Raw genomic sequence first — 22,182 nt, forward strand, 5'->3', positions numbered from 1 at the left:
GATAACGTGAGCATCAGGTAAAGCACTACGTCCTGCCCCGCACAGATGATGGACTCTGCTCCCCAAGCGCCGCTGACGCTCGCAGTTTTAGATAATCCATTCGGACAAACACCACGCTGGGTCTGGTCGTTCACATACAATTTAAAGTGATTTGTCTACATCCCCCTAAGGAGCGTGAATGTCGAAGCTCAGCATCGACCAAAAGACCGTCTTGTCGCTGTTCAGCGATAAGCGGGCCGATTTCCTCATCCCCGACTACCAGCGCCCCTACGCCTGGACTGAGGATCAGTGCCTGACCTTATGGGAAGATATTTTCGCTTTCGCCATCCCGGAAGGCGACGTGGACCAGTTCGACGACAACGACGAGTACTTCCTGGGGCCCATCGTGACCTTTCGCAACACGGAAGGCCAGCTCGAAATCATCGACGGACAGCAGCGACTGACGACCTTGATGCTGCTCCTGCGTGCTTTCTATGCGAAGTTCGAGCACATGAAAGACGCTCGATCGGTGAAAACCCGCGATCTTATCGCGTCGTGCCTGTGGAAGACCGATGAGTTCGGCGACCCCGACTACGAACAGCTGAAGATCGACTCTGAGGTAGCCTCCGACGACGACAAGGGCGAGTTTCTCGAAATCCTGCGAAAAGGTGAGGTAGTTCCGGGCCGTCGCAGCCGGTACGCGGAGAACTTCGCGTTCTTCCAACGCAGCATCGACGAGTTTGTCGACAAGTTCCCGACCTATACGCCTTCGCTGGCCATGCGCATCCTGAAGAACCTAATCCTGCTTCCGATTGAGGCAGAGTCCCAGCGAACAGCCCTTCGGATCTTCTCCACGCTCAACGACCGCGGGCTCCCGTTGGCGGATGCGGACATCTTTAAATCGCAGTTCTACAAGTACTTTGCGGACAAGGACAAGAAGGACGAGTTCATTGATCGCTGGCGGGTGCTGGAAGAGACCAGTAGCCGAATCTTTGACCGGTCCAGTTCCAATGCGATGGATGAGCTGTTCACGCGTTACATGTACTACCGGCGTGCGAAGCTGGGTATTCGCAAGACGACGACGGTGTCCCTGCGTGATTTCTATGAGCGTGGCAACTACGAGCTGCTGAAATCAGAGCAGACCCTCGCCGACCTGGAGACCCTCCTCTCGTTCTGGGTAAGGGTCAACGACCGAGAAGGCTTCAGCGAGGAGGTAATCCGCCGCCTCTTTGTCATGTCGCACGCGCCGAACAGCATGTGGACCTACTTCGTGTCCGTGTACTATATGCATAACCATGATGAGAACGGCGATCTGGATGACAAGAAATTCCTGGACTTCCTCTCTCGTATCAATGCATTTATCTGGGCATACTCGATTGAGCGGCCCGGCGTAAACGCGCTGCGTACCCCGATTTTTCCGGCGATGGTCCGGCTGGTCAACGACGAGCCAGTCACTTTCGAGCAACACCGTTTCGACCGCACCGGCTTGGAAGAACGGATGAAGTCCTTCCGGTTCAACAACGGGCGGCCGATTACCCGTTCCATGCTGGTGTGGTGGGCCTTCCAGGATCCCGATCAGCAGCCGTTCGATCCGGACGTAAAGCTTGAGCTCGAGCACATCTACGCCAAGAAGCGTGCCGACGTGGAAAACTCCCTCGACCCGCGCAGCCTGCTCGAGTCACTGGGCAACAAGGCGTTCTTGGAAAAGTCCATCAACATCCGCGCATCGGACTACCGCTTCTCCGACAAGAAGAACTACTACAACGGCTTCACCACGTCCCGGGGCCAAGTCCGCCCAGGCACCCGCAACGTCGAGCTCAAGAAGCTCGCGGAGAATCAAAACGACTTCAAGCAGGAGGACATCATCGCACGAAACGAGAAGATCGTGTCCAGCTTCCTCGACTTCGTGGGTGAGTGGGGACTGCTGGCTTAGCGTCCTCCCACCCATGGATGGGGGAGTAGAAGAGGCGAAAGCAAAAGGATCTGAACCAATCTATGTAAACCAAGCGATGAATATATATGCCCCCGGGCAGAGAAAGGAAGAAGCTTAAGGTCGTCAATGACGTTTCTTTCGACGTCCGCCGCGGCATCACGCCAGCGCATTGCCATGGCCCGCGCCCTCGCTCTCAACCCGGAGGTCGTCGTCCTGGACGAGGCCGTGTCCGCCTTGGACGTGTTGGTGCAGAACCAGATCATCCAGCTGCTGGCTGAGCTACAACGCGACCTCAGTCTGTCCTACCTGTTCATCACCCACGACCTGGCTGCGGTCTGCCAGACCGCCGGAGACATATTGGTGATGAAGAAGGGCCAGGTAGTCGAGCAAGGCGCTGTCGATGCCGTCTTCGACAATCCGCAGCAGGACTACACCCGCAACCTCATCGACTCCGTACCCGGCCTCAACATCGAGCTCGGCACCGGCGCGAACCTCGGGCTGGCGGAGTAGCCACCGGCACCGCGCTCCGCCTTGTTCAGCGGTTAGGTTTATGCCTGAACCCCAAAACCTCAGGCCGCCTGAGCACCGGTGCGGTGACTTCAATGGGATGGCATCCCGCCCATTATAGGATTGCTGGGCATACCTAGAAGAAGCGCTACACCTAGCGCGAATATGACGTAGGGATCATCCGTCATGCCTGTTTTTTGATGCCCCAAAGAAGAACGTGACGAGTGCCGATGCAGCAAGCGCCATCGGGACTAGTGTCGTTGTACTACCGGTAACCAGTACTATTACCGAAGCTGCTGCAAGAACTATGGTCAAGAGATTCGTTAACTTCATACGGAATGCCTAGCCTAGATGAAGTGCCCCGGGTTTTGTTCCTAGGCTTGTGCCTTGATTTCCATTATTTCTTGGGAAGGGTTGCGGCTCCAAAACTCGGATTCAACATCCGCCGGCGCCCGGTAGCCCAGGCTCTGGTGGAGCCTTGACTCGTTCCACCAATTCACCCACTCAAACGTGGCAATCTCAACATCAACCACGTCGGTCCACAACCTGGTATGAATCAGCTCGTTTTTGTAGGAACCGTTGACGTTTTCAGCCAGTGCATTGTCATAAAAGTCACCAACAGTACCGGTCGACGCGATAATGCCATGCTCAGCAAGACGCTCATTGTAGATAATGCTCACATATTGCGAGCCGGGGCCCGACCCCCGATGTGTCTACTTTCCGGGGGCCGGGCCCGTCGTCACGGGAGACCGGCCTTTACCTTTGCCAGGCACACCTGCAAGGCGCATCAGACGCGCGGTCTGTTCACGTCCAATGTCGATTCCTTCACGGCGCAGCGCGTGCCACATTTCGCGAATCCCGTAGACACCGTAGTTTTGTTTATGAACTTCGGTAATGCGCTCTACTAGGGCGGCGTCGCGAAGGCTACGGACACTTAATCCCCGAGCCTTAAATTGGCGGTACCCACAACAGGTAAGGAAGCCGCCAACACGGTGGGTGTTTAACGTCGTGCAGATGAACTCGACGGTGAAATGATTCCGGTGTTTATCGATGAACTGGATCATTTCCGACGTTTTGGGTCGAGTTCCGATGCGAAAAAGCCGACGCGGCCTTTAACAGCTCGTTGGTGTCGCGAAGTTCTTGATTCTCACGCCGAAGCTTGGCTACCTCTGCCACGAGGTCTTCGGACAACGGCTCGGCAATACGACCGTCGCGGCGAGTAGCTTGTGTCCACTGCCGAGCAGTATGCCATGACACACCCAGCTTCGGCGCCACTGCCTGGCACGCAGCCTGCATCGACATGTTCTCTGCCAGGATGCGATCCTCCACCAAGCGAACGACGCGGTCCTTGGCATCCTGATCAAATTTTCTTGGCATGTTCCAGATTTTCCCATCTACTCAAACGGAACAAAACCTGGGACACTTCAGGCCACCAAGTCAATGCCCGTGTCTGCGCGGACACCGTTGTACTTCCAATCAGCCCAGCGCACGACCTCGTCGAACTGCTGGGATTGGACCGGATCCGTCCGCAGGTAGTTGACCATCAGCTTTTCAAAAGCAATGCCGTGGGGTGGCCTAAGAATTCGGTCCAGTTGGTTTAAGCGTTGACCGTGTTTTCATGTTGCCATTGTTCCGCATACTTGCGCGGGCTGAGGTAGCCCAGCGAGGAATGCGGGTGGAAGTCATTGTACCGCTGCGACCACTGGGCCACGAGCATCCGTGCATGTTCGAGATTCTCGATGCTGTTGTCTTCTAAGAGTTCGTCACGCATTCGGTTGTGGAAAGACTCGACATACCCGTTATGCCAGGGCTGGCCTGGCGGGATAAACGCCTGAATCGTTTCATCCTCCCCAGCCCATTCGTTGAGCGCATGAGCGATGAACTCGGGGCCGTTATCCATCCGGATCACCCGCGGGCGCCCGCCTTGGTCACAACAAGCGAGGTCGAGCAGCTCGATCACCGAGTCCGCGTCGATCTTCTTGTCGACCGTGAAGGCGACGTGCTCGCGAGTGTATTCATCGATGATGTTGCAGATCTTTATCGTCTTGCCGTGCCATGTTGAATCGAACTGGAAATCCAGCGCCCACACGTCGTTCGGGTACTGGCTGGCAGGAACATCGCGCTGGCCGTGACCATCGACGCGTTTGTGCTTCTTCCTGGGTAGGACGCGCAGGCCTTCTTCACGCCAAATCCTCCGGAAGGTTTCCCGGCATATCCCATACCCCTCGGTGAGGGCGGTCCTCCAGGCGCGCCGGTGTCCCCACCGGCGGTGATCACGCGCGAACTCGTGCATCCACGCCCTTAGGTCCGCGTACTTATCCGGCTTGCCCTGACGGATCCTAGCGCGCCGATAAGCACTACGAGAGAGTCCAACGATCTGGCAGGCACGCCTTTGGGAGTAGCCCAGCCCAACGAGATGCCAGACGGCATCATGACGGCGAGCTGGGCTTAGAAGTTTCCCTCCGATAATTCTTTCCACGCCGCCTTTTCCAGCTCTGCCTGCCCAAGGAGACGTTTGAGGCGCGTGTTTTCCTCGCGCAATCGCTGGAGCTTTTTAGCTTCGCTCTTGGTCATCGCCCCATAGGTTGCCTGCCACCTGTTCAGCGTGGCTTCGCTGATCCCCAGCGCGGTGAGGATTTGAGCCGTGGTCGATCCTGATTCTCTGAGTTCTCGAGCCTTATCCAGCTTGCGAACAATCTGCTCGGGAGTGTGTTTACTGAACTTCTTCACCATTTATCCATTCTCCCCCACCCACAGGAAGGGCATCAATGGACAACACTCAAGTCACCCGGACCTAAAAACCTAAGACACTCCAGCCGTACTTGCCTTGCGGCTGGTTGTCGCGGAGCTGGTCAAGGACCTCGGAGAATGTAGACATGTGTCTATTTTGCCCGACCGGGGCCGTCTTGGTGCCAGGGAGGGGTGGCGAGTCGCCCTAGGGTTGGGGCTCGGTGAGGTGGGTGGTGAGAGTTCCCGACACGAAGAGGTGTTAACTTCTGCGCTGCGGCGGTGTTTTGTGTCGGTAACTCTCGCGCGGGGGATTAGGAGTCGCGGTGGGCGAGGATGCGGCCGGCTAGGGACTCCGGCTGGAGGTGCTCTTCCCACTCGGGGGTGTGACCGGACGGGGACCAGGTGATGGCCCAGGATTGGGTCTCCTTCGGGCTGTCGCCGCCGTGGCCGCCGGCATCGATATGCCCGTGGTCGGTGGTGACGATGAGCAGCCAGTCCTCCTGGAACTGCAGGTGTCGCTGGGTAAGGGCGGCGGCGAGCCGCTGGGTGTGCGCGTCGACGCGGCCCAGTGCTTCCCGGTATTCGGGGCCGGTGAGGCCGTGGACGTGGCCGGCATCGTCGACATCGCAGCAGTAGGTGAATCCTACGTCGAAGGTGCCGCCTTTGAGCGCGGCCAGGGTGAAATCGGTGAGCTCGGCGTCGATGGTGCGGTAACCGTAGGTCTCGCCATCGCGGGAAACTATGCGGTGCAGGCCGGCCTTCTGCTGCTCGACCCGCGGGTGGATGATGGGGCCTAGGCCGTTCGGATCCGTGAGTACCGGCCAGCCCGCCGCGGCATAAGTCCGCGTTGACTGGTCCTGGTAGAAACACTGGGACAAGACGTCGGGGCAGTTCCACGTGCGTCCGCCGACGCAGGAATTGTCCACCAGGCCATGCTCGGCGTGGGTGGTGCCGGTCAGGAGGCTGGCCCACCCGGGCGCGGAAATAGTGGGCACCTCCATGGTCATGGTGTGAAAAGCGCCGTCAGCCGCCAGACGCTGCAGGGCGGGAGCCACGCTGTCTTCCGCGGCGATGTCCCAGCGCACGCCGTCCAGCCCCACGATCAGCACCCGCGCGCGCCGGCTGGCAGGTGCGGGCCGGAAGCCAGGTTCTGGGTTAAGCATTGGTACCACCCTCCACGGAAGCCGGGTGGGAGACTGTCGCCGCGCCGTCCGCCTTGTCGACCACTACGTCCTGGGTAGTACCGCGCGAGAGCAGGCGCAGCGAGACCGGCTGGCCGGCGTGGAAGCGATCGGCGCTGATGCTGGACATGTCGACGCGGACGGGGCATCGTCCGGCCCGGTCAGCTTCACCGAGGTGAACAACCCGCGCAGCTGCTTGTTCAGCACGCGGTACGGACCGGAAGAATCAGGCAACGCCTCGATCTCCTCGGGGCGGATGAGCGCTACGCCTGTAGTCCCATCGGCCACGCCGTGGTCCGCGTTGCGGATATCCAGCTCGTTGCCCAGCACCGAGATTCGGCCGGCTCGGCAGAGCCCCGGAATGCGGTTGACCACGCCCACGAACTGCGAAATAAAGGGCGAACGCGGGGTGTGATAAACCTCAGACGGCGTGCCGATCTGCTCGATGACCCCGGCGTTCATCACTCCAATGCGATCCGCCATGACCAGCGCCTCCTCCTGGTCGTGGGTGACCAGCAGAGTGGTGATCCCTTCGGCCAGCTGGATGCGGCGGATTTCGTCGCGGAGCTGGGAGCGGACCGTGGCATCGAGGGCGGACAGCGGCTCGTCCAGTAGGAGCAGCTGCGGGGAGATGGCCAGCGCGCGGGCCAAGGCCACGCGCTGTTGCTGCCCGCCGGACAGTTGTGCCGGGTACTTGTCCATGTGCTCGGTCAGCCCCACGAGCTCCAGCAGCTCTTCCGCGCGCTTGCGCCGCGCCGCGGTGGACTGGCGGCCTATCTTTAACCCGTAGGCTACGTTGTCCTTCGCCGTCATGTGCGGAAAGAGGGAATACGCCTGGAATACGATGCCCATGTTGCGTTTGCGCGTGGGCACTTTCGAGATGTCCTTGCCGCCGACCTGGATGAGGCCGCGATCCGCTGCCTCGAGGCCGGCCAAGATCTTCAGCGTGGTGGTTTTGCCACAGCCGGAAGGGCCCAACAGCGCGACCAGCTCGGACTGATCCAGCGTGAGGCTCAGTTCCTGCAGGACGGTCTTGGACCCGTACGTCTTGGTGAGGTTGTCCAGAACAACGTGGGGAGTAGACATTACTGGGCGGTTCCTTTCTGGGCTTTACCCGCGCGGGATACGGCGGAGATCACGGACAGCAGCGCCCACGTGACCAGGATGGTGATGAACGACAGCGCCGCGATGCCGCGCGGGTTAGTCCGGGAGATTTCCACGATGAAAACGGGGAAGGTGTAGTGCAGCAGCAGGGAGGCCATGGCGAACTCGGCCAGCGTCATGGCAATGCACAACAAAGACGCCGAGAGCATCGAGACCTTCAAATTAGGCAGGATGACGCGAAAGAGCGTGCTCCACTGGGAAGCCCCGAGCGAGGCCGAAGCAGAAAACAGGGTGCGGAGGTTCAGGGCTTTGACACCGGCATCGATAGCGCGATAGCACAGGGGCATCGCCGTGACGATGTAGAGCGGGACCAGGGACCACAGGGAGGTCAAAAAGCCGGGTGCCACCGCGCGGTAGAACTCGGAGACGCCGGACACCAGCGCGACCGCCGGGATGACGATGGGCAACACCGATAGCATCTCCGCGACCTTGGCCAGCTGCGGCGCCTTCAGATTCAAAAACACGATGGTCGGGACCAACAGGACCAGCATGCCGAGCGTGCTGGCCACGCACAGCAGGAGAGTATCGCGCAGGGCCGGCCAAGCACGGGGGTTCTCGAAGGCGCTGAAAAGCGGAGCGAAGGTAAAACCCTCACCGGGGCGGTTGAAGCCGAAAACCGCGGCCGCCAGCCACGGCGTGAAGAAGAGCACCAGGGCGATGACGAAAATGGTGGGAACCAGCCAGCCTTGCTGCTTGTGCCGGCGGCGGGGCGGGTGGGACAGCTGGGGATCTATTGTGCTAACCACTTGTTACTCCTCCGCGTGAGAAAGAAACGCACCGCCATGGCGACAATGATGATCACCATCATCCACGTGACCATCGCGGCGGCCATTCCGGGGTTGAGCAAGACGTTGCCGCTGATGAAGAAACCGATGATGATGGGCACCAAGTCCAGCGAGCCGCCGGCCAGCGCGTAGGCCGTGGCATAGGCCGCGAAGGCGTTGGCGAACAGCAGCAGGACCGAGCCGAGGATGGACGGCCATAGCACGGGGACGGCCACGTCCTTGATGAACTGCCCGCGGGTCGCGCCCAGAGACGCCGCGGCGTCGTACCATTCCTTTTTCAGCCCGGCCATCGCCGGCAGCATCAAAATGGTCATCAGGGGCACCTGGAAATACAAGTACACCAGGCTCACGCCCCAGAAGTCCGTGATGGAAAACCACTCGCCGAACGAGGGCATGACCATGTTGATCGCGGTGGTCAGCAGGCCCTGCGTGCCCAGCAAGGCGATGAAGGCATACGCCAACTGCACGCCGCCCGACTGAGCCGCCAGGGCGGAAAAGCTATTGACCAGGCCAGGGAGCCACCGCGGCCCAGACGGGTTCGTCAGAGCCCACGCCACGATGAGCCCGAGCACGCCGCCGATAAGCGCGGTCAGTGCGGAGAGGTTGAAGGTCAGCGCGAAGGCCGGACGGTAGGCCTCGTCGATGGCTTCCGCCATGGTTGTCAGCGAGAAGCTCCCGTCTGGGGCCTGGAAGGCCCGCACCACGTTAGCCAAGATGGGAATGACAAGGAACGCCGCCATGAACGCGAGAAAGGGCAAAGCCCCCAACCAGCCGGTCACCTTGACCGAGGCGAAGCTGCGGGCCTTGGGCTCTCGCTCCGGCGGCTGCGGGGTACTCGCGTTTGCAGCCACGTCGAGAGAAGCAGTCATTTAATATTTCACCTTCTGCGACCATTCCTTCGCGATGGCCTCGTTAGCCTTATCGCCCTGCTCCGGAGTCGGCAGCTTGACCTTCTCCACGATCTTCGGATCCGGCAGCTTCGACAGCGCCTCGTCCGAGAGCTTGCCCTCCTCGGCCAGCTGGGTGAACCGCGCCGGGATGGCCCCGCCGCGAGCGTACTGCTCAGAGCCCTCGTCCGAGGTCAACCAGTCGATCCAGAGGCGACCGGCGTTCGGCTGCGGCGAGTTCTTGGTCACCGGCTGCGCGTAGTAGTTACCGAAGACGCCGTCCTCCAAGACGGCCATCTCGAAGTTCACGCCGTCCTTTTCCAGCTGGTCTTCCACGCCCAGCCAGTTGTAGTTCCAGTCGAAGATGACCGAGGCCTCGCCGGTGGTGATGGCCGAGGCTGCATCGGAAACCGGCACGAGGTTGCCCAGCTCCGCCAGCTCGGCGAAGTAGTCGATACCCGGCTGGATATCATCCAGCGAGCCGCCGTTGGCTAGGGAAGCGGCGAAGACCGTAGCGATGCCGGAAGCGCCCTTGCGCGGATCCCCCGGCAGAGCAATCTTGCCCTTGTACTTCGGGTCCTTGAGGTCTTCGAAGCTGGTGGGTACGTCAGCGGCGTCCTTGTCGACGCCCACCGACAGCACACCGTAGTAGGCGCCTACCCACTTGCCATCCGGGTCCTTGAGCTCGTCTGGGATCTCGTCCCAGTGCGAGGGCTTATACTCTTCGATGAGGTCTTGCTGCTTGGCCGGGCCCGTGAACGAATAGCCGATATCCAGTACGTCCGGCTGGGAATCCTGGCCGCGCAGGTTCTTGACTGCCTCCAGCTCTTCTGCGGAAGACGCGTCCGGCGAATCCACGACGACGTCGACGCCGTACTTCTTTTCAAACTCTTCGAAATGGCCCTTGTAGTTCGCCCAGGTTTCCGGGTAAGCGATGAGGCGGACCTCGCCCTCATCCTTGGCGAGGGAGGCGATCTCCTCGATGTTTTCACCAATCTGGGCGTCGTTGTCGCTGTCGCTGCCGCAGGCAACGAGCGAGGAGGAAGCTAGGGTAACGGCTGCGCCAATGCCGGCTAGGCGCAGCAGGGTTCGGCGTTTAAAAGACACTTTCACGGACATGACGGAACCTTTCATGGGATGAAGACGTGCAGTAGGCAAATGCAAATGAGACAGAGACGCGGGATGGCCCAACGCATCTGTGTAGTAGTCTCACACGCCTAGTTAGCCTGCAGGTTCCGTTCACATGAACGTCGGCCAAATCTCTTTTAGTACCTTTAACTAACTGTTCCGCACCTTTTGGCCTTTGCCTTAGAATGCGAAGAAATGTCCACGAAACACTTATGAACAGGGCGTTTATGCAACAAAGTGAAGTCTGCCGGCGTACGGAAGCGGTCTTATTCGACTTCAACGGAACGTTAAGCGATGATGAGACCATTCTGGAGCGCTCCTACGCCCAGGCGCTGGAAAACGCCGAGCTCGCCCCGCTCGGTCCCGGCGAATACGCGGCGTGTTTGGGTAAATCCGAACCCGAGATTGCCCGTGACATCTTGACGCCCCGCCACGCCACTGACCGGTACACGGAGTTCCTCGCCGCGGTGGGTGCGGCTTATGCGCAGCTGAGTTGGCGCGCGGGGTGCATCGATAAGCAAACGGTGGAGTTCGTTCGGAGCTTGAAAGGGCAAGGCTACCCCTTAGGGATCGTAACGGGCACCCTGCGTCAGATGATCATGCCGGCCGTGCGGGACAACGGGCTGGAGGATCACCTCGACGTCATCGTCACCATCGAAGACGTCGCCCACGGTAAACCCGCACCCGATGGTTACCTCCAGGCGGCCGCAGTGCTGGGGGTAGAGCCCGGTGCGGTACTGGCTTTTGAGGATTCCCGCGCCGGAGTGGAATCCGCTCGTTCGGCCGGCATGTCGGTGGTGGGGATAGGGCCGAACACCGGTGAGTCCAGCGCCCTAGTGGCTCGTTTTCCCGATATGCGCAGCGCCGCCGCGTCCCTGATGCGTGTGCTTAGGAAGTAAAGACCTGGATCTGCGCGAGATCGGAACGCAGGGTGTCTTCCGAATACTCGACGGGGAGTTGCTCGGCGTCTAGTGCGGTCCGCTTAATCCGCAGCAAGAGGTGGCCGGCGGGCACCTTCAGCAGCTCGCGCTCCGTGCGGTTGGGATCGTGCGGCAAGACGACCTCGGTCTTGGCCGCAGGTGGGTGGCCGTAGTGTTGGCCTAGCAACTCGTAGAGGGAACCTTCCAGGTCGTGGTCGAGAAGATCCGGGAACACCGTTACTGGGAAGAAGGAGTTCTCCAGCAACAGCGGGGTGCCGTCCACCGACCGAAGGCGCACCACCTGGAAAGCAAAGCTGCCCGGATCCAGGCTTAAGGGTTGGCGCACCCGCTCTGGGGCCAAGATGAGCTCGCGGCGCAAGACCTGTGAAGTGACCGACATCCCCCGGGCGCGCAGCTGGGGGAGGAAGCCCCCCAGGCGGTTGAGCTGCACCAACGGCGGGATGGTGGTGACGAAGGTGCCGCCGCCGCGGCCGCGCCGGCGCTCGACCAGCCCGTCCTGTTCCAGGACCTGCAGCGCGTGCCGGACGGTGATGCGCGATACCGCGTACTTGACAACCAGGACTCGCTCGGCCGGCAGGCGGTCCCCGGGGCGCAGCTGTCCTCGCTCGATCGCGCGGCGCAGCTCGTCAGCAATGCGCTGGTAGGTGGGGAGCGAAGCGAAGCCCATAGGTTTCAGGGTAGACGATGCGCGTAGGGGGCTGTTCTGTGTGCAGGTGGTGAGAGTTCCGGCCGAGTAGTTTTGCTCTGGGAGACGGACTTGGCAGGCAAAAGTCGGCAGGAACTCTCATGTGGGGAAGGCTAGTGCTTGTCGTCGACGGTGGGGATGACGGAGGTGTCGTCGCTGGCCGGGGCCTGCTGGTGGTAGACGTGCTTGTTCAGGGTGGTCGGCTGAGTAGGCGCGGTAGGTTGCGCTTGGGGAGTGCTGGCCGTGGCGGAGCAGGGGGAGGCGCTGGCCGGGGTGGCAGCCGGGGCGTCGGCTGGTGCGGCGTACTGGTCCGCGGGCTCCTTTTTCTTGCCCAGCTTCGACCAGATGGGGTTCAGTCCGGGCATGAACCAGACCAGGGCGGCGACGAGAAGGGCGATGATGATGCCGCCGAGCACGTCGTGCTCGGGTGGGATGAACCAGAAGCCGGCGGCAATTAGCACACCGATGACCGCGATGAAAAGTGGCAGGAGCAGGCCTAGGTTGAGGCGGCGGGCGGTGCGGTATTCCACCCAGTCCTCGCCAGGGAAGCGGCTGCGAGCCTGGGCGCGGATGCGGCGGTTGGTCTTCGTTGTCTCGATGATGCAGGCGGCGAGTGCTAAGACGAGGCCGACGGCGGCGACGATGATATCGCCCACCACGGCGCCGTAGGCCATCACCGCGAAGGCCACCGCGAGGGCGAGCCGCTCCGTCCCTGAAAGGGGGAGTCCTTCATGTGGATCCACGTCTGGGTACAGCGTGGAGAACGCTGATTCATTCCGCAAGGTCATGCTGCTTTACCTCACTGTATCTCTCGGTGCAGCGTGGGTCGCACGGGCCCACCGTGACAAATTTAAACAAAGGGGAGTCTACCCTAATGAAAAATCGTGTGCTAGTTTCCTTTTAGGACTGCCTTACCTTGTGAAGCGTAGGCTACATTAAATTTACAATGTGTGGCCTGACGTGCGGATTAGGCAGCAAGAGTCTCTCTGAAGTTTCTGTACGTAGCTAGGATCTGTATGTCCCTTTCACTGCGCGGGATCACCCGCTTGTTCTCGTTCCGTACCTCCGCCGCGGTGGCCGCCGCCGGTGCCTTGGCCTTCGCGCCGGCCGCAGCGTTTACCGTCGCCACGCCCGCGGCCCACGCCGCGGGCACCTGCGAGTTCAACTGGGGTATCAAGCAAAGCTACCGCGCCTACATCCAGGGCAACGTCGCTAAAGGCGGCTGGGGCGGCGACGGCATCGGCTTCACGGGTAGCGAGACTGGCGACGACGGCGCGTTCCAGTTCAAGCCGAAGAAGCCGCAGGTAGACGGGGATGCCGTCACGGTTCCGCTGAACGGCGTGCTGCATTTCAACGGCCACAACTACGGCGGTGACGACCTGCTGGACATGACCCTGTCCGACTGGAAGGTACGCGCCCAGGGCAACACCGCTGACATCATGGTCGACTACGTCTCCTACGAGTCCGACATGGTGGATACCTCCAAGCGCGGCGACAAGATCACCGGCGACGACGAGGTCATCGCCACCATCAACCTGGACAGCCCGTTCAATCCGGATTCCGGCGCGGTGGATCTGTCGGGCTCGACCACCCTGACCCAGGGAGGCAACCGCCTGTTTTTGGCCTACGATCCCGGCACCCCAATGGATCCGACGAGCGGCGGGGCGGCGCTGGACGGCAGCTGCGGCTCCGAGTCTGGGCCGGGCAGCGACTCCGGCTCGGGCAACAAGCGCACGCTGACCACCATCAGCGGCAACTTCACCGGCTTCAACAAGCAGGTCATGGACATCCTGTCCGAGACCAACGACACCATGAACGCCCTGACCACGTTCATGGGCAATACCCAGGCCTTCCTGGACGAGTACGAGTCCTTCACCAACCGCGGTGGGAAGAGCGGATCTGGCTCTGGCTCGGGTACGACTTCGGGCACGACCTCCGGCACGAAGTCGGGTAGCACGTCGGGCGCGACCTCGGGGTCTAAGTCTGGTTCTAATTCTGGGTCGAACTCTGGGCCCAACTCGGCCTCCGGCGGCAAGACTTCTGGCGGCACGACCTCTGGCGGTTCCGGTTCCAAGTCTGGGTCTACGTCTGGCACTGGATCCGGCTCTGGCGCAGGGGCCGGCTCGACCGGCGGCAGTGCTGCCGGCGGCTCTGGCGGCTCGGACGTGAAGTGCGAGGCCGTGAAGGCCGTGGAGAGCGCGGAAGCGGCGTGGGCGCTGAAGGAATCCTTCCAGTCCTATATCACCGGGTCCATCGCCAAGGGCAAGTGGGACTTGAGCGGCGTGGGCTACGAGGGTGGCGAGTACCGCTTCACCGGCAACGGCGGCAACGTGGACACCGACTCTCAGCAAGGCACCATCATCTACGGCGGATCCATGCAGTTCACGGGTCACAACGGCATTCTGGACCTGAACATTGCCAACCCGGAGATCCAGTTCAACGGTAACGGCGGCCAACTGGTGGCGGACGTGCGCTCGTCCAACATGGAGGGCGAGAAGATCGACTTCGGGCGCACCGCGCTGGGCGAGCTGAACTTCTCTGACCTCAACGTGACCGATAGCTCCGTATCCGGCAGTGCGACCGTCCTGCTGACCAACGACGGTTCCAAGGCCTTCGCCGAGTTTTACGACCCGGGCACCGAGCTGGCCCCGCTGTCCTTTAGCGCCCAGCTGGGTGGCGCCGGCGACTGCGACGGTGTCGGCGGCACCGCGGCCTCCGGCTCGAGCTCCGGGTCTGGGTCTACCGGCGGATCGGCCGCGGCGCGCAGCGCAGGGGCGGCGAAGCTGGCCGAGCGCAACGGCGGCTTCAGCTCCAGCACGGGTGCCGACGGCGAGAATTCTTCCGCCGGCTACGAGGACGGATCCGGCAATTTCAAGATTAAGTCGGCCGCGGCGGGTGGCGCCGGTAGCGATGCCACCACCTACCTGCTGCTGTTGATCGCGGGCGTGGTAGTGGCCGGTGGCAGCATCGGCCGCCTGGCGGCCAGCAACCCGTCCTAGGTTAAACCTCCCATAGAGTAAGAAAGCAAGATCCAATGTTCTATACTCTGCACCGCTCAGCGCGGGTGTGCATCCTGGCGTTTGTCGCGCTGCTGTGCGCGGTCAGCCTGGCCGCCTGCGGCGTCCAGGGCGCTTACGAGTCCAGCGGAGACGCCGCCCTGCGCGACGAGCTGAAAAGCTCCGGTGACCCGCAAGACCCCCGCACCTTCGAGGGCGTTAGCGAGGTCAAGGATTTCCAAGATGTGGAGCCGGTCAATGACAACCCGTCGCCGGCGCTGCCGGTAGAGCTTACCGATGCCGACGGCTACGACGTCACCGTGGACAACGTAGACCGCATCCTCGGGCTCGACCTGTACGGCACCTACACCAAGACGCTGACCGGCCTGGGGCTGGCCGATAACATCGTGGGCCGCACGGTCTCCTCCACCGAGGACATCCTGGCCGACCGGCCCGTGGTCACCCAGGGAGGGCACAACATCAACGTCGAGGCGGTGCTCTCGCTGGAGCCGACCCTGGTGATTGTGGACCACTCCATCGGTCCGCAGGACGCCATCGATCAGATCCGCGCGGCCGGCGTGACCACTGTGGTCATGGAGCCGACCCGCACCATCGACTCCGTGGCCGAGGACATCAGCACCCTCGGCGCCGTGGTGGGCCTAAGCGAGGACGCCGAGGAACTGGCGCAGCGCTCGGTCGAAGAGATCGAGCTGGACAAGGAGGCCATCGCCGACATGGCTCCGGAGGATCCCATGCGCGTGGCGTTCCTCTACGCCCGCGGCAACGGCGGCGTGTTCTTCATCATGGGCGACGGCACCGGCGCGAAAGACCTCATCGAGGGCGTCGGTGCGGTGGACCTGGCCACGGAGAACAACCTGTCCTATATCGAGCCCGCCAACGCGGAAGCGCTCGCCCGGTTAAACCCGGACGCGTTCATCATGATGACGGGCGGGTTGGAGTCGACGGGTGGCATCGACGGCCTGCTGGAACGCCCCGGCGTTGCGCAGACCACGGCGGGCCAAAAACGCCGGGTCATCACCATCCCGGACGGACAATCCCTAGCGTTCGGCCCGATGACCGGACAGACCCTATTGCGGACGGCACAGGCGTTGTATGACCCACAAGATTAAACCGGACGAGGTCTTCGCGGCTCGGCGGCGCCGGCGCGTGGGCATCTTCATCCTGCTGGCGGTGCTGATGCTCATCGCCGTGGTGCTCTCCATAGTGCTGGGGCAGTACTACGTGCCGCTGCAGGATCTAGTGCCCATTCTGCTGGGCAGCGATCACCACGCGGGCCTGGCCGCCAGCGTGGTCTGGGACATCCGCCTGCCGCGTATCCTCCTCGGATTTTTAGTGGGCGCGTGCTTGGGCGTGGCCGGCACCCTGATGCAGGCCGTGTTTGCCAACCCGCTGGCCGAGCCGTCGATCATCGGCGTGACCTCGGGCGCGGGCGTGGGCGCGGCGCTGGCCATCGTGTTTAACATCGCGTTTCTGGGCACCTTCACCGTCCCGTTTTTCGCCTTCCTGTCCGCGCTGGTGGCCGCCGGGCTTATTTACCAGCTGGCGCGCAGCAGCGGCCGGGTGGCGGTTATCAACCTGGTGCTGACCGGCATCGCTGTCAACGCGGTCTGCGGCGCGATTATCTCGTTCATGGTCTACCTGGCGCCGACCACCAGTCGCGAGGAGATCATCTTCTGGCAGATGGGCTCGCTCAATGGCGCGCAGTGGAAGCACACCTGGGTGGTGCTGCCGATTGCCATCGTGGGCATCGCCGTGGCGCTGCGCCTAGGCGGAGCGCTCGACGTGCTCGCGCTGGGTGAGCGCGCCGCTGGGCACACCGGCATCAACGTCTCCCGGCTGCGCGTCATCGCGATTGTCGCCTCGGCGATTTTGACCGCGGGCGCGGTGGCCTTCGCCGGGCTCATCGGGTTTGTCGGCCTTATCGTCCCGCACCTTTTTCGCACGGTAGTGGGGCCGGAGAACCACCTTCTCATCCCGGCCTCCGCGCTGGGCGGGGCGGTGCTCATCGGGCTGGCTGACGTGGCGGCGCGCACAATGATCGCCTTCGCCGACCTGCCCATCGGCATCTTCACCGCCCTGGTAGGCGGGCCGACGTTCTTCATCCTCCTGCGGCGGATGATGCGAAAGGGGATGCACGCATGAGCGATAAGACGTATTCCGCGGCCATTGAGGTGCGCGGCCTGCGCGTGGACATAGGGGATGCCCGCCTGCTCGACGACATTACGTTCGCGGCCCGCCCGGGCGAGGTCACCGGGCTTATCGGCCCCAACGGCGCGGGCAAGTCCACGCTGCTGGCCGCCCTGTCTGGGGACGTGGAGCGGAGCGCGGGAACCGTGAGCGTGTGCGGACTAGATCCGGTAAGCGCCGGAGCGCAGGCGATGGCCCGCTGCCGGGCGGTCATGCTCCAGGACGTGCGCGTGTCCTTCGAATTCCTAGTCCGCGACGTCGTGGCCATGGGCCGGCGCCCCTGGCGGGGGACGGATAAGGAGCGCCTCGATGACGCAGTTATCGATGCCTCCTTGGCCGCCACCGGTACCAACCATCTGGCCGCCCGCGACATCGTCACGCTCTCCGGCGGGGAGCGCGCCCGCGTGGCCTTAGCGCGCGTGCTCGCGCAAGAGACCCCGGTGGTCTTTCTGGACGAGCCGACCGCCGCGATGGACATTCGCCACCAGGAGCAGGTGCTCAGCCTAGTCCGCGAGCTCGCCCACACCACCGGCGTGGCCGTGGTGATAGTCCTCCACGATCTCAACGCCGCGGCCGCCTACTGCGACCACATCGTCTGCCTGTCCAACGGGCGCATTGCTGCCGATGGCCCGGTAGACGCGGTCTATACCGATTCCACTCTGTCCGACGTCTACGGCTGGCCGGTGAAGGTCAGCCGCCGCACGGACGGGGCCATCTCCGTCCTGCCCAGGCGGAGAGATCCCCCTGATTCAGCGAACTCACTGCTGTCTCTGTTTCACCCCACACCCACATCCGACAAGGAGTAACACTCATGACCGTAAAGTCCACCCGCACCACCTTTGGGGCGAGCGTCATCGCCCTAGCCCTGGGCGGCACCGCCCTCGTCGTCCCGACCGCGGGCGCTCAGAATGCAGAAGAATCCACCGCCCCGCAGTGCGAGACCGTCGTCACCGGCGGCACCTTCAACTGGGGCCTGAAGGAAAGCTTCCGCAGCTACATCCAAGGCCCCATCGCCCGCGGTGGCTGGGCCACCAAGGGCGACGTCAAGGAGTCTGACCCGGAAAACCCGAAGGCCAAGGACTTCCAGTTCCAGTACGAGATCGACCCGGCCAAGTCTACCATCGAGATCGATGACGAAGGCAACGTGACCTCCGCGGACCTGCACACCAAGGACTCCGAGGTCATTTTCGAGGGCCACCACGGCGCGCTGTACTCGAACTTCCAGTCCCCCTACGTCGAGGTCACCGGTAACGATGTTCAAGGCGGCGCTGGCTACGAGGGCTACTACGTCGAGGGCAAGCCCATGACCCAGTACACCCCGGAAGACCGCACCGATGAGAACAAGCGCACCGGCGCCGACGTCTTCTCCAAGGGTGACGGCGAGTGGCAGGTCAACGGCGATACCATCACGCTGGATGCCACGAACATGACCTACGTCCCGAAGCCGGGCACCGACCCGGACAAGAGCATCGTCGAGGGAGTCGACATCCTGTTCATGGGCATCTACAGCGCCGAGTACAAGCCCGAGCTCGACGACATCAACATCTCCCTGACCACCGAGGAAAAGTGCGTCACCCCGGAGTCGACTACCTCTGAGGAGCCCACCTCTGAGGATCCGACGTCCGAGGAACCGACTTCTGAGGAACCGACCTCTGAGAAGCCGGCTAAGCCGACCGCCTCGACCTCCAAGCCGGCGGAAACCACTTCGGCTGAGCCGACTAAGACTGAGGCTCCGGATGAGGACGAGGAGCAGAACAAGGACGAGGAGCAGGGCTCCAGCCTGATGACGAAGTTCGGCTCCGTGTGGAACTACGTGTTGGGTGGTCTGGGCATCCTGGGGATGTTCGGCATCATCGGCCACGCGCTGAACGTTGCGGGTGTCTTCGGCGGCATCCAGAAGCAGTTCAACAAGTTCCTGCGCCAGTTCAACCTGCGCTAGGAGTCCTCTAGGGGGCGCTATCGCGGGGTAGCGCTTCACGCCCCGCGGCCGGTTCCTCACCAGGGAGCGGGCCGCTGCTCATACCGGGGGTACTAGGTGTCATACGTTGGGTTGATCTTGCATGACGCCTCTGTACTTTCAGGTAAGGCAAACCTTAATCTGTGGGGGGCGATAACGCTCGGGCCCGTCTATAGCGGGCTACCGAGCTGCGGTAAAACTCCCCGCTCTCACTGACCCGAAAGGAGACGACGATGGCCTCGACTGCCACAGCTACCGAAACGACCACTGGTGTGACACAACCACTGTCCCAGGTGTTGCGCGGGGCCACCGCGCAGGCCCATGAGCAGGCGGAAGGCTCCGACTTCATGGCCTCCCTCATCCAAGGCGACTTGGATGCGGAGGCAGTGCACTCGCTGACGGGTCAGCTCTGGTTCATCTACGACGCACTGGAGACCGCGGTGCGCCGCGTCGCGGAGACTCCGCTGGGCTCCGCCGTGGCGGACCCGCGCCTCGAGCGCCGCGCCGCCTTGGACAACGATCTGGCCAACATGCTGGGGTCCGACTGGCGCGACAAGGTCCGCATCCTGCCGGCTACCGCCCGGTATGTGGCACGCCTGGAATCTTTACGCGAGGACGAGGCGGCGCGTGTTATCGCCCACCACTACGTCCGCTACCTGGGCGATATCTCCGGCGGCCAGGTCATCGCCGCCCGGCTGGGCACCCTGTACGACATCGATCGTGACGCCCTGCAGTTCTACGACTTCTCCGCTATCGGCAAGATCCCGCCCTACCGCGCGAGCTACCGCCGCCAGCTGGATGAGCTGGGTTTGACCGACGAGCAGCGTGACATGCTAATCGTCGAGGCCAAGGACGCCTTCGCCTTCAACTCCGCAGTTTTTGCAGACCTCGCCCACGCGCGGGCGTAGCGCAAAGCCGTGTGCGTTGCGCTTTCCCCTCATTCTGTTTATTCACAGCCTTTCCATCCACAACTCAATCAGAAAGGAGACCTCCGTTGTCTCGTATCTCTTCCCGCTCTCTGACTGCCGCAGCCGTGGTCACTGCCGTCGCCTTGGGTGGCGCCACTGTGCCGACCGCCTTGGCGGCTGAGGGCACCGCCCCTGCGCTGGAGTCGGGCTCGTTCGCTTGGCCCATCAAGGATTCCTTCATCAGCCACCTGCGGGGCCCCTTCGCCAAGGGTACCCTGACCGGTGATAACGGTGCGGAGTTCAAGGAAAACCAGTTCGTCTTCCCAGTCGATGTGGAGAACACGCAGCTGGACGCCGAGGGTAACGGCACCATCCCGCTGACCGGTGGGGCACACCTCGTGGCCTACGAAGGCATGGGCAAAAACGGCGGTCCGGGCTTGGATGTGGCCTTCGACGATCTCAAGCTGGAGGTGGCCGGCCAGAACGCCAAGTTGGTAGGCGACTTCACGCTGGACGGGCGCACCGCAAACGATCCGACCCAGCTGGATAAGGCCGGCGATGACGAGGTGCTGGTGACCTTCACCTTCGACGAGCCGATCGCCCCGGGCACGGACTTTACCGCGCAGGACCGTCCGACCACCGCGGGCATTGGCCTGCACCACTCCCTTCTGCGTTACGAGGAGGGCCAGGAGTTCGACGACGCCAACGTCGATCTGGTGCTGGATTACGCCGACGGCGAGCAGGGCGGAGACGTGTCCGGCAAGGACCTGGCAGGCATTGACAGGCTGTCCTCCGAACTGGCAACCGTCAGCTCCGATAACCCGAGCGCTACCGGCATCGGTACGACCATCGGTCTCGTCCTCGGCTTCATCGCGGCCGTGGGCGGTGCCGCTGTGGCTCTGGGCCACTTCGATTGGCGGGGGATGCTGAAGAACTTCGGCATTAACCTCTAGGCCCAACGGAAAATATCGACCTCTGTGGTTTCAGCCGATCCCTCACCTGGGGAAACGCGGCTGTTGCCGAGGACAGGGATCGATATTTTTTCGTAAGCCGTGGGAAATATCGACCTCTGTATCCGCAGGGGGCGCGTGAGCTGGGGGAATAGGGTAGCGGTTGGGCTAGAGGACGATATTTTTCCTAAGCCTGGATTAGTTCGAGCAGCTCGGCCTGGACTTCGCGGCGGCGGATCTTGCCCATCTGATCGCGGGCGAGTTCCTCGAAGTGGTAGAAGGTGCGCGGGACCTTGTAGCGGGCTAGGCGCTGGCGGGCGAAGTCCTGCATGCCCTGCGGGTCCAGGGCGGCGCCGTCACGGAGGGTTACGCAGGCGACCACGTCCTCCGAGCCGTCCTTGCGCGGGCGGCCCACCACGGCCACGTCGGTGACGTCCGGGTGGGAGAGGATGGTTTCCTCGACCTCCGCGGGGTAGACGTTGAAGCCACCGGTGATGACGACCTCCTTGATACGGGCGACCAGGCGGATGAAGCCGTCTTCTTCCATGACGGCCATATCGCCGGTGCGGAACCAGTCCTTGTAGAAGGACTTTTCGGTCGCTTCCGGGTTGTTGAGGTAGCCAGAAAAGACCTGCGGGCCGCGGACGAGCAGCTCGCCTTCCTCGCCGTCCGGCAGGGTAACCGAGGGATCGTCCGGGTCGGCCACGCGGGCCTCAGTATTGGGGAAGGGGAGGCCGATGTAGCCGGGGCGGCGGTGCTCATTCATCGGGTTGCCGCAGATGACCGGGGAAGTCTCCGTCAGGCCGTAGCCTTCCACCAACATGCCGCCGGTGGTCGCCTCCCACTTTTCCACCGTGGCGACCGGCAGGGTGGCAGCACCGGAGAAGGACTTCTTGATGCCCTTGAGGCTCACGCCCTTGTCCTTGGCGGCGTCGGCGAGCTTTTCATAAAGCGTCGGCACGCCCGGGAACCAGGTCGGCATGTGCTTTTTAACCACGCCCAGGATGAGATCCATCTTCGGGGCGGGCAGCAGGATGATCTCGGCGCCGACGAAGATGGACATCGTGCACACCGCGGTCATGCCGTAGGCGTGGAAGAGCGGGAGGGCGGCCAGGAAGCGCTCGGGTTCCTCGCCCAGGTTGGGCACCCAGGCGATGGCCATCAGGCAGTTGGACTGCAGGTTGCGGTGGGTGAGCACCGCGCCCTTGGGTGCGCCGGTGGTGCCGGAGGTGTAGAGGATGAG

22 protein-coding genes and 2 pseudogenes are annotated in these 22,182 nt (G+C 62.5%); 10 read left to right on the forward strand and 14 right to left on the reverse strand.

Going from position 1 to position 22,182, the window contains the following annotated elements; genetic code table 11:
* Nucleotides 1-178 precede the first annotated feature (178 nt).
* Entirely contained in the window at nt 179-1,912 is a 1,734-nt protein-coding gene (locus HMPREF3067_RS06435; protein WP_070768899.1) for a DUF262 domain-containing protein, read from the forward strand.
* Nucleotides 1,913-2,059: 147 nt separating this feature from the next.
* Nucleotides 2,060-2,422: pseudogene (locus HMPREF3067_RS06440) on the forward strand (ABC transporter ATP-binding protein); the annotation flags it as partial.
* 371 nt (nt 2,423-2,793) lie between these two features.
* On the opposite strand, the gene HMPREF3067_RS11015 reads toward HMPREF3067_RS06440, so the two are convergent.
* The 11 genes and pseudogenes from HMPREF3067_RS11015 to HMPREF3067_RS06480 form a co-directional block, all read right to left on the reverse strand.
* Nucleotides 2,794-3,099 (reverse strand): integrase core domain-containing protein, encoded by a 306-nt coding sequence (locus tag HMPREF3067_RS11015; protein ID WP_141759351.1) that lies wholly within the window; start codon nt 3,097-3,099, stop codon nt 2,794-2,796.
* A gap of 33 nt (nt 3,100-3,132) precedes the next feature.
* Nucleotides 3,133-3,483, reverse strand: coding sequence for an IS3 family transposase (locus HMPREF3067_RS11020; protein ID WP_083319174.1), 351 nt, complete (start codon nt 3,481-3,483; stop codon nt 3,133-3,135).
* Nucleotides 3,464-3,842 (reverse strand): annotated as a pseudogene (locus HMPREF3067_RS11520) (transposase). The gene HMPREF3067_RS11020 and the pseudogene HMPREF3067_RS11520 overlap by 20 nt, the downstream one beginning before the upstream one ends.
* Before the next feature lies 1 nt (nt 3,843).
* Entirely contained in the window at nt 3,844-3,963 is a 120-nt protein-coding gene (locus tag HMPREF3067_RS11030; RefSeq protein WP_083319175.1) for a restriction endonuclease, read from the reverse strand.
* Nucleotides 3,964-4,016: 53 nt separating this feature from the next.
* Complete coding sequence (locus HMPREF3067_RS06450) at nt 4,017-4,898, reverse strand: IS3 family transposase (protein WP_083319176.1); 882 nt, start codon at nt 4,896-4,898, stop codon at nt 4,017-4,019.
* Nucleotides 4,868-5,152 carry a transposase gene (locus HMPREF3067_RS06455; RefSeq protein WP_083319177.1) on the reverse strand — a complete coding sequence of 95 codons (285 nt, stop codon included), beginning with the start codon at nt 5,150-5,152 and terminating at the stop codon, nt 4,868-4,870. Before HMPREF3067_RS06455 ends, HMPREF3067_RS06450 begins: the two co-directional genes overlap by 31 nt.
* 308 nt (nt 5,153-5,460) lie before the next feature.
* The gene (locus HMPREF3067_RS11035) at nt 5,461-6,312 is read right to left on the reverse strand and encodes an alkaline phosphatase family protein (RefSeq protein WP_083319178.1); all 852 of its coding nucleotides are present in this window, start codon (nt 6,310-6,312) and stop codon (nt 5,461-5,463) included.
* A 63-nt stretch (nt 6,313-6,375) separates the two neighbouring features.
* Entirely contained in the window at nt 6,376-7,416 is a 1,041-nt protein-coding gene (locus HMPREF3067_RS06465; protein WP_070768901.1) for an ABC transporter ATP-binding protein, read from the reverse strand.
* The gene (locus HMPREF3067_RS06470) at nt 7,416-8,240 is read right to left on the reverse strand and encodes an ABC transporter permease (protein ID WP_070768902.1); all 825 of its coding nucleotides are present in this window, start codon (nt 8,238-8,240) and stop codon (nt 7,416-7,418) included. The genes HMPREF3067_RS06465 and HMPREF3067_RS06470 overlap by 1 nt, the downstream gene beginning before the upstream one ends.
* Complete coding sequence (locus HMPREF3067_RS06475) at nt 8,225-9,148, reverse strand: ABC transporter permease (protein ID WP_070768903.1); 924 nt, start codon at nt 9,146-9,148, stop codon at nt 8,225-8,227. The genes HMPREF3067_RS06470 and HMPREF3067_RS06475 overlap by 16 nt, the downstream gene beginning before the upstream one ends.
* Nucleotides 9,149-10,285 carry an ABC transporter substrate-binding protein gene (locus HMPREF3067_RS06480; protein ID WP_083319179.1) on the reverse strand — a complete coding sequence of 379 codons (1,137 nt, stop codon included), beginning with the start codon at nt 10,283-10,285 and terminating at the stop codon, nt 9,149-9,151.
* Nucleotides 10,286-10,521: 236 nt separating this feature from the next.
* Here HMPREF3067_RS06480 and HMPREF3067_RS06485 point away from each other — a divergent pair, with 236 nt between their 5' ends.
* Entirely contained in the window at nt 10,522-11,193 is a 672-nt protein-coding gene (locus HMPREF3067_RS06485; RefSeq protein WP_168166955.1) for an HAD family hydrolase, read from the forward strand.
* Here HMPREF3067_RS06485 and HMPREF3067_RS06490 read toward each other — a convergent pair.
* Entirely contained in the window at nt 11,183-11,902 is a 720-nt protein-coding gene (locus HMPREF3067_RS06490; RefSeq protein ID WP_070768905.1) for a GntR family transcriptional regulator, read from the reverse strand. The two genes, HMPREF3067_RS06485 and HMPREF3067_RS06490, sit on opposite strands and share 11 nt — an antisense overlap.
* Nucleotides 11,903-12,033: 131 nt before the next feature.
* Nucleotides 12,034-12,708: a hypothetical protein gene (locus HMPREF3067_RS06495; protein WP_210400094.1), complete on the reverse strand. Its 675-nt coding sequence runs from the start codon at nt 12,706-12,708 to the stop codon at nt 12,034-12,036.
* 228 nt (nt 12,709-12,936) lie between these two features.
* Here HMPREF3067_RS06495 and HMPREF3067_RS06500 point away from each other — a divergent pair, with 228 nt between their 5' ends.
* The 7 genes from HMPREF3067_RS06500 (at nt 12,937) to HMPREF3067_RS06530 (ending at nt 20,942) form a co-directional block, all read left to right on the forward strand.
* On the forward strand, nt 12,937-14,919 hold the full coding sequence (locus tag HMPREF3067_RS06500; protein WP_070768907.1) for an HtaA domain-containing protein: 1,983 nt from the start codon (nt 12,937-12,939) through the stop codon (nt 14,917-14,919).
* A 35-nt stretch (nt 14,920-14,954) separates the two neighbouring features.
* Nucleotides 14,955-16,046: a heme/hemin ABC transporter substrate-binding protein gene (locus tag HMPREF3067_RS06505; protein ID WP_070768908.1), complete on the forward strand. Its 1,092-nt coding sequence runs from the start codon at nt 14,955-14,957 to the stop codon at nt 16,044-16,046.
* On the forward strand, nt 16,030-17,079 hold the full coding sequence (locus HMPREF3067_RS06510) for a FecCD family ABC transporter permease (RefSeq protein WP_070768909.1): 1,050 nt from the start codon (nt 16,030-16,032) through the stop codon (nt 17,077-17,079). Before HMPREF3067_RS06505 ends, HMPREF3067_RS06510 begins: the two co-directional genes overlap by 17 nt.
* A complete protein-coding gene (locus tag HMPREF3067_RS06515; RefSeq protein WP_070768910.1) occupies nt 17,076-17,930 on the forward strand; it encodes a heme ABC transporter ATP-binding protein in 855 nt (284 codons plus the stop codon). The genes HMPREF3067_RS06510 and HMPREF3067_RS06515 overlap by 4 nt, the downstream gene beginning before the upstream one ends.
* A 5-nt stretch (nt 17,931-17,935) precedes the next feature.
* Nucleotides 17,936-19,063, forward strand: coding sequence for an HtaA domain-containing protein (locus HMPREF3067_RS06520; RefSeq protein WP_070768911.1), 1,128 nt, complete (start codon nt 17,936-17,938; stop codon nt 19,061-19,063).
* A 251-nt stretch (nt 19,064-19,314) separates the two neighbouring features.
* The gene (locus HMPREF3067_RS06525) at nt 19,315-19,989 is read left to right on the forward strand and encodes a biliverdin-producing heme oxygenase (protein ID WP_070768912.1); all 675 of its coding nucleotides are present in this window, start codon (nt 19,315-19,317) and stop codon (nt 19,987-19,989) included.
* 86 nt (nt 19,990-20,075) lie between these two features.
* Nucleotides 20,076-20,942: an HtaA domain-containing protein gene (locus HMPREF3067_RS06530; protein ID WP_070768913.1), complete on the forward strand. Its 867-nt coding sequence runs from the start codon at nt 20,076-20,078 to the stop codon at nt 20,940-20,942.
* 184 nt (nt 20,943-21,126) lie between these two features.
* Here the strand turns inward: HMPREF3067_RS06530 and HMPREF3067_RS11525 are convergent.
* Nucleotides 21,127-22,182: AMP-binding protein (locus HMPREF3067_RS11525; protein ID WP_246819257.1), on the reverse strand; the 1,056-nt coding region annotated here is incomplete at its 5' end.

The sequence above is a fragment of the Corynebacterium sp. HMSC04H06 genome, from assembly GCF_001815935.1.
GTDB lineage: Bacteria > Actinomycetota > Actinomycetes > Mycobacteriales > Mycobacteriaceae > Corynebacterium.